Raw genomic sequence first — 11,968 nt, 5'->3', positions numbered from 1 at the left:
GACTCAGCCTGCCTCCTCAGGCGGCCTTCCGGCGATGGGCGCTCATCGCGAAGGCGTACGCCACGACGAGGATGCCCAGGCACCACGCGAGCGCGGTCCAGACGTCGCCGCCGGCCGACTGCTCGGTGAACAGCGCACGGATCGTGTTGACGATCGACGTCACCGGCTGATTCCCGGCGAACCAGCGCACCGGGCCGGGCATCGTCTCCGGGGGTACGAACGCCGAGCTGACGAACGGCAGGAAGAGAAGCGGGTAGGCGAACGCGCCCGCGCCCTCGACCGACGACGCGGTGAGCCCGGGGATCACGGAGAGCCAGGTCAGCGCCAGGGTGAACAAGAGCAGGAGGCCCGCGACCGCGAGCCATGCCGCCACTCCCGCCCCCGAGCGGAAGCCCATGAGCACCGCGACGCCCACGACGAGGACGAGTGCGATCACGTTGGCGACCAGAGACGTGACGACATGGGCCCACAGCACACCCGAGCGCGCGATCGGCATGGACTGGAACCGCTCGAAGATCCCGCTCTGCACATCGGTGAACAGCCGGTACGCGGTGTAGGAGACGCCCGACGCGATGGTCATGAGCAGAATGCCGGGCAGCATGTAGTTCACGTACGAATCCGACTCGGTTTCGATGGCGCCGCCGAACACGTAGACGAAGATCAGCATCATGGCGACCGGCATGAGGACGGTCGTGATGATGGTGTCGATGCTGCGTGTGATGTGCCGCAGGGTCCGCCCCGTGAGCGCGGCGGTGTCGCTGAAGAAGTACGCGGTCATCCCTGTCCCCCCGTGGCCGCGCCGGCGGCGTCGCTCCTGTCGCTGGTCTTGTCGCTGGTCTTGTCGCTGCTTCTGCCGCTGCCGATGACCGCGAGGAAGATCTCCTCCAGGGTCGGCTGCTTCTCGACGTACTCGACCGTGGCGGGCGGGAAGAGCTGCTTGAGCTCGGCGAGAGTGCCGTTCACGATGATCCGGCCCGCGTGGAGGATCGCGATCCGGTCGGCCAGTTCCTCGGCCTCCTCCAGATACTGCGTGGTGAGCAGCACCGTCGTCCCCTGGCCGGCCAGTTCCCTGACCGCATCCCACACCTCGATGCGCGCCTCGGGGTCGAGCCCGGCCGTCGGCTCGTCCAGGAAGATCACCGGCGAATCCCCGATGAGGCTCATCGCGATGTCCAGCCGGCGGCGCATCCCGCCCGAGTACGTGGCCACGCGCCGCCCGCCCGCCCCGCTCAGCGAGAAGCGCCTGAGCAGGTCGTCCGCGACCGCGCCCGGGTCGTCGAGGTGGCGCAGCCTGGCGACGAGGGCGAGGTTCTCCCGGCCGCTGAGGATCTCGTCGACGGCCGCGAACTGCCCGGTGAGACTGATGGACTCCCGCACGTCAGCCGGCTGCGCGGCGACGTCGAAGCCGTTGACGCGCGCCGTCCCCGCGTCGGCCTTCAGGAGCGTGGCGAGGATCCGCACGGTCGTGGTCTTGCCCGCCCCGTTGGAGCCCAGCAGGGCGAAGATGCTGCCCCGCGCCACGTCGAAGTCCACGCCGCGCAGCACGTCGAGTGCCCCGTACGACTTCTCCAGCCCCCGCACGAGCATCGCCGGACCGGCGATCGTCTCGGCCGTCATGGTCATCCGCCTCCTTCGCAGAGCTGCGCCACGCGGCTGCGCGGCCGTCCCTGACGGAAGGATGGAGGGTTGACCCGGCGTCAAGGTCAAGCCGGCCCCGCCCCACGCCCCTGCCGTCGGCGGCCCGGCGACGGCGAAGGCCACAGCTCCCGGCTCGGGCGCTCGGCGCGGATCCCGGGGATCGCGGGGCCTAGCGGAAGGCGGCGACGTGGCGCCGGGCCCAGTCGGCGAAGGTGCGGGGTGCGCGGCCGAGGAGCCGCTCGACGTCGGGGCTGATGCGCTGCTCGGCGGGGGTGGGTTCGCCCAGGATGGTCAGCGTGGTCTCGGCCACGGGCTCGGGCATGAACCGCAGCATCTGTGCGAGGGCCTCGTCGCGGGTCTGCTCGATGAACCGGACGTGTTCGCCGAGTGCATCGGCAATCGCCTCGGCCCGCTGGCGGGGCGTGCTGAGGGCGGGCCCGGTCAGCTCGTATATCTGTCCGGCGTGGCCGTCCTCCCGCAGGGCTGTGGCGGCGACCTCGGCGATGTCGTCCGGGTCGATGGTCGGCAGGCCGATGTCGGCGAACGGCGCGACGGCGGTCCTGCGGGCGCGGACCGACTCGGCCCAGGCGTACGTGTTGGAGTTGAACCCTCCGGGCCGCAGGATCGTCCAGTCCATGGACGACTGCTGGACGGCGTCCTCGATGGAGCGTCCCACGTCCCCGTGAGAGGCCGATTGCGGTCGGGTCGCGACTCCTTGGGAGGACAGCAGGACGACCCGCCCGACGCCGCCGGCCTTGGCGACGTCGAGGATGTCCCGCGGTCTCAGCAGGTGTGCGCTGGGGCCGCCGCTTTGCAGGAACAGCGCGTCGGCTCCGTCGAGAACGGGCCGAAGGCTCTCAGGATCGACCAGATCCGCCCGCGCGTACGGGACGCTCTCCGGCACGTCCCCGTCCGAGACCCCCCGGGATGTCGCGGTCACGCGCGCACCCGCTGCCGCGAGGGCCTGCACGAGCGATCGGCCGACGTTACCCGTCGCACCCGTCACTACGAACATGAACAACTCCCGTGTCAATTCGGCATGGTTTCCCCGCCCGAGACGCGGGCGGGGCCGCCGCGGAGACCTGCTCTCCGGACGACACGGGGACGCTAACACCGCCGATATAGTAGGTACCTATAGGAAAGTGACTATCCCGAGGGGTGTGTATGGCCGGTGACGCCGACCGGGCGGCAGCCGCTGCGACCGACCCGGAACTCGCCTGTCCGACCAGTGCGGTCGTGGACATCGTGTTCAGCCGGTGGACCACGCCGATCCTGTGGACTCTCCACATGCACGGCCGGCAACGGTTCGTCGAGCTGGAACGACGGATCGGCACGATCACACCGAAGGTGCTGACCCAGCGGCTGCGTCAGTTGGAACGCGACGGCATGGTCGTGCGTACGTACCATCCGGAGGTCCCCCCTCGGGTCGAGTACGAGATCAGCGAGCTGGGCCGCAGTCTGGCCCCGCTCTTCGCGCACCTCGCCGAATGGGCTGCCGGCAACATGGACAAGGTCGAGCAGGCCCGGCACGACTACGACACCCCGGCTGGGCAACGTCAGACGTGACAGCGCCACAGGCCGGTTCACCTTATCCGCCGCACTGGGCAAGCATCGTCTGCTTGTCCGCCGCCGTCACGGGCAGCTCGTACGCGAGCGCGACCTGCGCGAACCGTACGCCGTACGCGCAGCGGATCCCCTCCTCCGGAGGCAGCCACTCCGCCGGGCCCGAGTCGCCCTTCGAGGAGTTCGTGCCGCCGTCGACCGCGAGGAGGTTCAGCGGGTCGTTCGCCAACTGCCGGCGCTTGTCCTCCGCCCACGTCGCGGCGCCCATCTGCCACGCGTACGACAGCGGCACCACGTGGTCTATCTGCACCTCCATCGAGGAGGACGGGCCGCGCTCAAAGGCGATGACCCGGCCGGCGTACGGATCCGCCAGCTCCATGGTCTCCACCGTGCAGTCGTCGCCGCTCCGCAGCCGGACGTCCTGTCCGTCCCGGCGCAGGAGGTCGTTGCGGGTGTCGCAGCCGTTGCCGGCCAGCGGTATCCCGTCCGCGGTGTCCAGCCAGGCGTAGCCGAACTCGTCGCGCTCGTAACCGGCGGCGGATCCGGGGTTCTTGGCGGTGAGCCGGCCGATGACGCCGCGGGCGGCCTCGCGGTCGGCGGCGGTGGTCAGGGGGGCGAGGCCGGGGGCGGTGCCGTCGGGGTTGTCGAGAGGGGAGGCGGCGCGGCCGGGGGTGGCGGGGGCGCTGCCGCTCGGGGGCTTGTCCGCCGGGGGGCCGTCGGCCGCGGTGTCACAGCCGGCGGTCAGCGTCACGGTCGCCGTCGAGGCGGCGAGGAGCAGCGGCAGCAGGCTGCGTATGCGTATGCGTATCAAGGGACTCGCCGTATTCGTATCAAGGCACTCGCCCTCCCCGTCCGAGCCGGGACCCCGGCCGGGCCCCGGCTCCGCATGCTAACGGCCGGCTACGGATAGACCTCCGCCCGGTCGACGGACACGAACGCCGCGCCCGAGTCGGGGTTCTTGTCCCCCGTCACCCGGATCCGTACCGTGTGCTCGCCGCGCGGCAGCACCGGGCTCACCCACTGCAGTTGCTCCCCGACGCGGGGGCTGCCGTAGTAGTCCACGTGCTGCTCCGCGCCGCCGTCCACGGAGATCGCGGCGATGCCGTTGCCGGTGTCCTTGACGGACAGCAGCGCCAGCCGCGTACCGGTGAAGCGGAACGTGGCGGTCGCGCCGGCCTCCTGGCTCCAGTGGTCGTTGCCCCAGAAGCACTGCACGGCGCAGCCGCTGCCGGAGTTCCAGTTGCCGGTGTACGTCACCTGCGGGTCGGTGTCGTTGAGGGCCGTCGTGCCGGGGCCCGGGTCGCCGGCGGGCAGATCGATGGTGGCGCCTGCGGCCACGGGCGTGCCGAGGTCGGGGCGGCCGTCCGCGGTCCAGCCGATCTTCTGCACCCGGGTGGTGCGCCAACTGTAGGTGTACGTCGTCGTGTTCTTGGCGTGGTACGCGATCCAGTCCTGGCTGCCGTCGGGGGACTTGAAGAAGAAGTGGTGCCCGGGGCCGTAGACGCCCGCGCCGTCGTTGCGCGCGAACATCGGGCCCGGCTCCTGGCGCCAGGCGGCGGGGGCTGGGGGTACCCCCACGCCCTCAGGGCGTAGGGGGAGGGTTCGCGCCGGGGGCGAGGGACTTGGCCCAGATCGCGTAGTCGGGCTTGCCGGTGTCGCAGGCGGAGTAGGTGAGGTAGAGCCGGCCGGCGGCGTTGTGCAGCGGGGTGGGGCCCTCGCGCACCTCGGGGCAGTTGCCGTCCGCGGGGAGGTGGACCCGGCCGCCGGAGAGCGTCCAGGGGTTGGCCATGGGGGCGACGAAGAGCTGGTTGCCGACGCCGTCGTCGCGCTGGCCGCTCCAGGCGAAGTACAGCTTGCCGTCGTGGCGGAAGGGCTCGCCGTCGATGGCCCAGCGGTCGTTGTTGAAGTCGGCGACCTTGGCCTTGAAGTGGTACGGGCCGAGCGGGTCGGCGCCCTCGGACTCCAGCACGTACATGCGGTGGGTGGCGTCGTTGCCGTCGCTGGCGGTGTAGTAGAGGTACCAGCGCCCGCCGTCCCGGAAGAGGCCGGGGGCCCAGATCTGCTTGTTGCGGGAGGGGTCGCTGTCGCGCCAGACCTCGTGCGGAGCGGCGGTGAGGAGGGTGGCGACGGAGGGGGACTTCCACATGCGGATGGCGTCGCCCTGGGTGGTGGCGACGTAGTAGTTGCCCTGGTGTGTGACGAGGGTGGGGTCGGCGCCGGTGTTGACGGGGTTGCGGAACTGGCCGGCGGCGGCGGGGCGGTCGGCTGCCGGGTTGGTGGAGGCGGGGGCCGGGTCCGGGGCTGCTGCGGCGCGGTCGGCCGCGGGGCCCTCGTCGGCCGCCGCGGGGCCGAGTCCGGCCACCACGGCGACGGCGAGCAGCGTCGCGGCCAGGGCCGGCCAGCGCCGGCGGCGGAGTCTGCGTACGGCGTGGGTCACGGTCCGAACCTTCCGTGCGATGCCTGTGGGGGTGGTGCGCGGGAGGGTGCCACGAAGTTTGTAGCGGAGATTTCAACGTTGTACAACCCGCCGCGGCGCGGGCGCCCTTGGCGCCCGGGACGTACCCAGGTGCCACAGCAGCGCCACCCCGGTGACCCCCGCTGCCACCGGCCCCAGCCCCGCCGGGCTCAGCCCGGACCACTTCTGCGCCAGCCCGCCGAGCCCGCCGCCGAGCGCCATCCCCGCGTACAGCGCGGAGGAGTTGAGCCCGAGCAGGACAGGCGCGGCGGCCGGGCCGAGCGCGACGAGCCGGTGCTGCTGCGGCACGACGACGAAGCCCACGGCCACGCCCCAGACCACCGCCCAGACCAGCGCGGGTATGAGGGCGCGGGTCGCCAGGGGGGTCAGCGCGAGCGCGACGACGGCGAGCGCGAGCGCCCCGGTGACGACGTGGGCGGGGTCGCGGCGGTCGACCAGCCGCCCGGCGGCGGTGTTCCCGGCCAGCACGCCGACGCCCCAGGCCAGCAGGGCCAGGGTCAGCAGCGGCTCGTCGCCGTCGGTGGCGTCGTGCAGGGCGGGGGCGACGTAGGTGTAGAGCGTGTACGCGCCCAGGAACGCCAGCGTCGTCACCGTCAGCAGCGCCGGCACCCGGCCGCCCTGCGCCAGCGGGCGCAGCCGGTCGCGGAGCGTCGCGGCCGGCAGCCGTACGGCGGGCAGCCCGACGGCGACGCCGGCCGCCGCCACCAGCCCGGTCCCGGCGACGGCCCAGAGCGTGACCCGCCAGTCGGCGCTGCCGATCAGCGTGCCGAGCGGCAGCCCGAGCGCGGTCGCCAGCGTCAGCCCGCCGAGCACGAACGCCAGCGCCCGGCCGCGGCGTTCGGGCGGGACGATCGCGGCGGCGGTGCTGGAGGCGGCGGAGTTGATGACACCGGCGCCCACGGCGGTGGCGACGCGGGCGGCCATGGCGGTCCCGTAGCCGGGGGCCAGGGCGGTGGCGGCGTTGCCGGCGGCGAAGACGCCGAGCGCGATCAGCAGGGTCGTACGCCGGTCGAGCCCGCCGGTGAGCGCGCCGACGACCGGCGCGGACGCGGCCATCGTCAGGGCGAAGACCGTGACGAGCTGCCCGGCCGCGGCCGTCGACACCCCGAGATCGGCGGCGATGACGGGCAGAAGTCCCGCGATGACGTAGCTGTCGGTGCCGACGGCGAAGGTCGCGAGGGCGAGGGGGAAGAGCTTTCTGGTCACGGAACGGCACTGTAAGCAATACATGGATGGTTGTCCATGTATCCATGCGTGGGTAGGGTGGGGGCAGACGCCGGAAGGAGCAGGGAAGACGATGCGCGAGGTGTCCCAGCCCGCGGCCGAGGCGATCCGGATGGTGGACGTGCTGCGCGCGCTCTCCGACCCGGTGCGGCTGGAGGTCGTGCTACGGCTCGCCGCGACCGGCGAGGAGAGCTGCAACGCCATCGGCGGCGACCTCGACGTCCACCAGACGACGATGTCGCACCACTACCGGGTGCTGCGCGAGGCGGGCGTGACGTGGACGACGGTCCAGGGCCGGACGCGGCTGGTACGGCTGCGCCGGGACGACCTGGACGAGCGGTTCCCGGGCCTGCTGGACTCGGTGCTGAACGGCGCGGCACCGGCGGAAGCGGCGCCGGCGGACGGCGGCGGCGCCCGGCGTTGAGCAGGACCTCCCCGGGCCCGTACGCCAATGCGGCAGGGGGCGCCCGGACGGCCCGCCGCCTTCCGTGGCGGCGGGCCGCGCTCATGCCCTTCCTTTCCGGCGCTACTCCGCCGCCCGTGCCGGAGACGCGCCCTGGATCGACAGCTCGTACGGGAACGGGTCCCCCACCCCGACCTCCCACATCGGGTAGTTGCGGTGCTGCGACGGGGTGGCCGCGACGACCAGCATCAGGTGCGTCTCGCCGCTCTGGAGGCTGAAGTCCGCCGTCTGACCGGGTGCGAAGGCGTTGCTGTACCTGACGGAGAAGTCGGGTTTCACCGCCGCCAGGCGGAAACGCCAGTCGGCACCGGAGAGGCCGGACCGGCCCTGGAGCTGGACGGACACCTGGCCGCCGCCCGGGTTCAGCTGGATGACGTTGTGCCCGTACTGGTGCGGGGCATCGCCGTCGGCGATGCGGTAGACACCGCCGCCCAGGCTCTGCAGGGGATCGGTGTGCAGCGGGCGGTAGCTCTCGCCGCCGCGCCAGAAGTCACTGCGGATGGCGGCGCCGTCGGCGAAGTCGTAGACGACCTGCCGGGACGTGTACTCGGCGATCAGCCCGGCGAACTCCTGGTGATCGAGGCCGAGGACCCGCTTGATGGTGTCGATCGGGTGCTCGCCCTGCTCGGCCTCGTACCAGAGCCGGTCGACCGCCTCCGGCCCGTAGAGGTCCCGGATGGTGGTGAACAGCATCCAGTCGCCGTAGTACGTCTCCTGGGAGAGCCACCGGCGGTGCTGGCGGTCGACGTAGTAGCCGGATCCGACGACCACCTCGGGGCGCTTCATCCGGGCCATGTAGTTGGCGTGGGCTTCCCACACCGGCCCGGACACCGGGTTGCCGGCGCCCCAGCCGCCGCCGTGACCGGCCTCGATGTTGAGGTCGACGGCGTAGTTCTGGAGGACGTGGGTCAACTCGTGCGACTCGACCCAGTCGTCCCAGATCTTGTCGTACGGCAGGCACATGTGCCCCAGCCCGATGTCGTCGGGGCCGGCCCAGTTGGCCGGCGGCAGGAAGTCGCCGGACCAGGTCCCGCACAGATAGAGATTGATCTTGTACTGGGAGCCGACCCGGTGGTCCGCGGGATCGACGAACCCGACCTGGTTCACGTAGTAGTCGTAGATGTCGTCCATGTGGTCCGCGACCCACTGCGGGTAGTTGTCGAGCCCGCGGTTCGCCCTTCCCCACGCGACGGCGTCGACCGCGTCGCCCCAGCGGACGGCGAAGTGCTCCGACTCCGCTACGTATCCGGTCGCGGCCCCCGCGTCGATCATGAACTGCGGGATCCGGGTCTGCTTCACCGCCTGCACCTGCGCGTCCGGTGCCGCGCCTGCCGGGCCGGCCGTACCCGCTGGGCCGGCCGCACCCGCCGGACCCGAGGGGCCCGCGAGCACGAGAGCCGCGGCCGACGCGGCGGCGAGCGCGAGACCGCGCCGCCACAGGGCCCGTAAGCCGGACGTGTGTCGTCTTCGGGACATGGGATCACCTTTTCCGTCGTGGGGGGTTGCGGCAGCCCGACGGGTGCGGGGCTGCCGTCGGCTCAGGGGGTCTGGACGACCTGCCGCATGGTGCCGTCAGGGTCGAAGAACAGATCGTCGATGGCCACGGAGCGGCGGAAGTTGCCGCCGCCGGGAGCGCCGGCCGTGTGGTAGACCATGTGCCACCGGTCGCCGAACGCCATGATGGCCGGGTGGTTCGTCGTGGAGCTGACCTGGCCCAGCACGACTCCCCGGTGCGTCCAGGGGCCCGCGGGGCTGTCGGCGGTCGCGTACCTGATGCAGGCGTAGGCCGAGTCGGTGACGCAGTCGGCTCCGGAGTTCGAGGCGTAGGCCAGGTAGTAGACCCCGCCGCGCTCGAACAGCCAGGGCGCCTCCCAGAATCCCGTCAGGCCCGCCGGTTCGAAGACCCCGCCGTCGAGCGCGGTCATGGAGTCCTGGAGGCGCACCGCTCGGGGCTCCCAGTACGAGCCCCAGTACAGGTAGATCGCGCCGTCGTCGTCGATGAACACCGTCGGGTCGATGTTCAGCGAGGAGGAGCCGGGGGTGGCGTCCGAGATCAGCGGGCCGCCGATGGCGTCCCGGTACGGGCCGAGGGGGTCGTCGGCCACCGCGACGCCGATGTTCATCCACCCGCCGTCGGTGCGGCCGTCGACCGAGACGAACCAGTAGAACCGGCCGTCGGGCCCCTGCACCACCTCGGAGGCCCAGGCGTTGGCGCCGGCCCAGGCGAAGGTGTCGAGCGAGAGGATCGCCCCGTGGTGCTGCCAGGCGGCCGGGTCGTTCGAGGGGGACCGCGAGGAGAAGGCATGCCATTCGCGCATGACGAACTCCTGCTGGCCGGGCGCCGCTTCGTCGCGCCCGGTGAAGACGTACGCGGTGCCGTCGACGACGAGCGTGGCGGGGTCGGCGGTGTAGATGTCGGTGACGATGGGGTTGGCCGCGGGGCCGGTGCGGGCCGCGGTTTCCGCGGGGGCTTCCGCCGGGGTTTCCGCCGCGGCCACTCCGGCGGTGAGCAGTATGGCCGCGACTGCCGCGACCAGCCGGACGAACGGTCTCCGGTACGTCATCACGGTGCCTCCTCCTTGGCCCCGGTTTACGATCATGCTGAAACGGAGAACTGCGTTCGAAATCCCGGATGTACCGGGCTGTCCTCAGGTGCGCCAGTAGACGTTATAGCGGGTGTGGTGCGTACGGGCGAGGGGCAGCAGCGTGACGTCCTCGCCATCGGCGCGCGCGGTGAAGGTCATGGGGTCGGCGGCCTGCTGCTCGACCGAGCCGGCCGCCAGCCGCGGCATGGGGAAGCCGCTGCGGTCGCCGTACTGGCCGGCGAGCACGACCGGGCCGTAGAGCACCGCCTGCACGGCCGGGTCGTCGGGGGTGGGCTCCAGGACGACGCGCATCGGCAGCGAGACCTCGACGGTGTCGCCGGTCTGCCACTGCCTGTCCACGGCCGCCCAACTGCCGGGTGCCGGACGGTCCGGCAGCTCCTCGCCGTTGACGGCGACGACGGCACCCTCGGCCCAGGCCGGGATCCGGACCCGCAGCGTGTGCGCGGCGGCGCCGGCCTGGACGGTGAGGGTGGTCCCCGCCTGGTCGGGAAAGCCGGTGGTCTGCCGCCAGGTGATGCCCTGCTCCTGCCAGTGCACCTCGGAGGGGATGAAGAGATTGACGTAAAGGCCGTCCGCGCTGTGCGTGTAGACGGTGTCGGCGAACTTCGCGTGGGTCTCCATGCCGGTGCCGTGATCGCAGGAGAAGTTGTCGTAGTCCGTGGAGTACGCCTCCGGGTCGCTGCCCATGAAGCTGGGCTGCTGCTTGTACGCGCCGGGGGCCAGCCCGGTGTAGTAGATGTTGAAGCCGTGCGCGGAGTCGGGGTCCTGCTCGCCGAGCATCTGGTTGAACAGCGTGCGCTCGTAGTAGTCGAGCAGCTCGACGCGGTCGGGCTCGCCGAAGTGCAGCAGCCGGGTGAGCTTGAGCATGTTGTAGCTGTTGCAGTTCTCGCAGCAGCCGTTGCCGAGCTGCGAGGCGATGGCGCCGGGCTCGTGGAAGACCTCGCCGTTGCTGTTGCCGCCGATGACGTAGGTGTGGTCGTCGGTGACGATCCGCCAGAAGTTCGCCGCGATGGTGTGGTACCGGGGGGCACGGCCCTCCTCGTACAGCCGCTGCGCCCCCACCATCTTGGGGATCTGGGTGTTGGCGTGCAGTCCGTCGAGCCGGTCCTGGTTGGCCGCGAGGGGGTCGAAGACGACGTCGTGGGTGAAGCGCTCGGCGACGTCGAGCCAGCGGGCGTCGCCGGTGACGGCGTACAGGTCGGCGAGCACGTCGTTCATGCCGCCGTACTCGGTCTGCAGCACCCGCTGCATGTGGTCGTGGCTGAGCGCCGCCGTGCGCCGGTCGAGCCACCCCGCCTGGGCGAGGACGACGTCGAGCGCCTGCTGGCTGCCCGCGAGCCGGTACTGGTCGACGAGGCCGGCCATGATCTTGTGGATGGTGTAGTACGGCGCCCAGACGCCGCCTCCCGCCTCCAGCCGGTCGAAGAAGCTCTCCGGGTACGCGGACAGGTACCCCTGCCCGTAGCCGGCACCGGGCGAGGCGGCCTGGCACTCGGCCAGCGCGGCGACGAGTTCGTCACCCTTGGCGCGCATGGCCTGGTCGCCGGTGTGCGCGTAGGTGAGGGCGAGGCCGGAGAGCAGGTGGCCGGTGCTGTGGCCGCGCAGCTCGGTGTCGGGCGACTCCCAGCCGCCGCAGGGCTGGGCGGTTGTGGGCAGGCCGACGTTGCGGCGGAAGGTGTGCAGCAGGCGGTCGATGTCGACGAAGCTCAGGTAGGCGGTGTTACGCGACTGGTTGGCCCGGAAGGGGCCGTCGAGCAGGGAGACGGCGCTCGGCGGGAAGGGCGCCGCGGCGCGGACCGCGGCCGGCACCGCCCGACGCGGTCCGGACCCGGCGACGGTCGGCGTCGCCGCCGCTCCGGACCCGCCGAGCGCGACGGCGGCTGCGCCGCCGGTCGCCGTCGCGAGTAACTGCCTTCTGCTCGGGCGTGTGTTCATGGGGGGTGGCCACCTTCGTGACGTTGATTCTGGTTCGACATACCGGACAACGTACGGGATTTG

10 protein-coding genes and 1 pseudogene are annotated in these 11,968 nt (G+C 71.9%); 2 read left to right on the top strand and 9 right to left on the bottom strand.

The window, feature by feature from the left end:
• Window positions 1-16: 16 nt before the first annotated feature.
• The 3 genes from B124_RS17845 to B124_RS17835 all read right to left on the bottom strand — a co-directional run bounded on the left by B124_RS17845 (window position 17) and on the right by B124_RS17835 (window position 2,653).
• On the bottom strand, window positions 17-778 hold the full coding sequence (locus B124_RS17845) for an ABC transporter permease (protein ID WP_496503853.1): 762 nt from the start codon (window positions 776-778) through the stop codon (window positions 17-19).
• Entirely contained in the window at window positions 775-1,617 is an 843-nt protein-coding gene (locus B124_RS17840; RefSeq protein ID WP_496503852.1) for an ABC transporter ATP-binding protein, read from the bottom strand. Before B124_RS17840 ends, B124_RS17845 begins: the two co-directional genes overlap by 4 nt.
• Window positions 1,618-1,807: 190 nt before the next feature.
• Window positions 1,808-2,653, bottom strand: a complete 846-nt coding sequence (locus B124_RS17835; RefSeq protein WP_496503851.1) for an NAD(P)H-binding protein — start codon at window positions 2,651-2,653, stop codon at window positions 1,808-1,810.
• 149 nt (window positions 2,654-2,802) lie between these two features.
• On the opposite strand from B124_RS17835, the gene B124_RS17830 reads away from it, so the two are divergent.
• Window positions 2,803-3,204, top strand: a complete 402-nt coding sequence (locus B124_RS17830) for a winged helix-turn-helix transcriptional regulator (protein WP_496503850.1) — start codon at window positions 2,803-2,805, stop codon at window positions 3,202-3,204.
• 22 nt (window positions 3,205-3,226) lie between these two features.
• Here the strand turns inward: B124_RS17830 and B124_RS17825 are convergent, their stop codons facing one another.
• The 3 genes and pseudogenes from B124_RS17825 to B124_RS17815 form a co-directional block, all read right to left on the bottom strand.
• Window positions 3,227-4,012 (bottom strand): HNH endonuclease family protein, encoded by a 786-nt coding sequence (locus B124_RS17825; protein WP_496503849.1) that lies wholly within the window; start codon window positions 4,010-4,012, stop codon window positions 3,227-3,229.
• Window positions 4,013-4,101: 89 nt separating this feature from the next.
• Window positions 4,102-5,638 (bottom strand): annotated as a pseudogene (locus B124_RS17820) (family 43 glycosylhydrolase).
• A gap of 72 nt (window positions 5,639-5,710) precedes the next feature.
• Complete coding sequence (locus B124_RS17815; RefSeq protein WP_496503848.1) at window positions 5,711-6,883, bottom strand: MFS transporter; 1,173 nt, start codon at window positions 6,881-6,883, stop codon at window positions 5,711-5,713.
• 91 nt (window positions 6,884-6,974) lie between these two features.
• On the opposite strand from B124_RS17815, the gene B124_RS17810 reads away from it, so the two are divergent.
• Entirely contained in the window at window positions 6,975-7,325 is a 351-nt protein-coding gene (locus tag B124_RS17810) for an ArsR/SmtB family transcription factor (protein ID WP_496503847.1), read from the top strand.
• Window positions 7,326-7,427: 102 nt separating this feature from the next.
• On the opposite strand, the gene B124_RS17805 is transcribed toward B124_RS17810, so the two are convergent.
• The 3 genes from B124_RS17805 to B124_RS17795 all read right to left on the bottom strand — a co-directional run bounded on the left by B124_RS17805 (window position 7,428) and on the right by B124_RS17795 (window position 11,905).
• Complete coding sequence (locus tag B124_RS17805) at window positions 7,428-8,840, bottom strand: DUF6055 domain-containing protein (RefSeq protein ID WP_496503846.1); 1,413 nt, start codon at window positions 8,838-8,840, stop codon at window positions 7,428-7,430.
• A gap of 62 nt (window positions 8,841-8,902) precedes the next feature.
• The gene (locus B124_RS17800) at window positions 8,903-9,928 is read right to left on the bottom strand and encodes a family 43 glycosylhydrolase (protein ID WP_496503845.1); all 1,026 of its coding nucleotides are present in this window, start codon (window positions 9,926-9,928) and stop codon (window positions 8,903-8,905) included.
• 84 nt (window positions 9,929-10,012) lie between these two features.
• Window positions 10,013-11,905 (bottom strand): glycoside hydrolase family 127 protein, encoded by a 1,893-nt coding sequence (locus B124_RS17795; protein WP_496503844.1) that lies wholly within the window; start codon window positions 11,903-11,905, stop codon window positions 10,013-10,015.
• Between the last annotated feature and the right edge of the window lie 63 nt (window positions 11,906-11,968).

The sequence above is a fragment of the Streptomyces sp. CNP082 genome, from assembly GCF_059570535.1.
This window is presented reverse-complemented; position numbering and strand designations above follow the sequence as displayed.